The 306-nt window shown below is 66.0% G+C and carries 1 protein-coding gene; it reads left to right on the top strand.

Annotated elements, in window-relative coordinates:
* Nucleotides 1–306, top strand: a 306-nt coding sequence (locus tag QP381_RS08800; protein WP_442953420.1) for a hypothetical protein, incomplete at both ends; no start/stop codon positions are given.

Raw genomic sequence — 306 nt, 5'->3', positions numbered from 1 at the left:
GGCCGAACCGGCCCAGCCCGTCCAAGAGCCGGCGGCCGCCCTCGAAGCGCCTAGCGAAGCAGAAACAGGAGAGGGCACGGACGAAGAAACTACTGAAGAAGCCGAAGTAGCAGACCAGGGCGAAGCACAGGCCGAACCGCTAGCGCAGGCCAACGAAGAAGCCACCGTAGTGGCCGAAACCCGGCCGGCTGCTCCAGCTTTCGCTCCCGTGCACCCCAAGGGCGAAAGCCGCCAGGCCCCGCAGACTGATGCCGACGCGGCCGAGGCCTTCCCCACTCCGAGCGCTCCTATAACTGACACTACGAA

This window comes from Pauljensenia sp. UMB6358, from assembly GCF_030216865.1.
Classification (GTDB): domain Bacteria; phylum Actinomycetota; class Actinomycetes; order Actinomycetales; family Actinomycetaceae; genus Pauljensenia; species Pauljensenia turicensis_A.
Note: the sequence above shows the minus strand (reverse complement) of the source record. Positions and strands in the feature narration are given on the sequence as shown.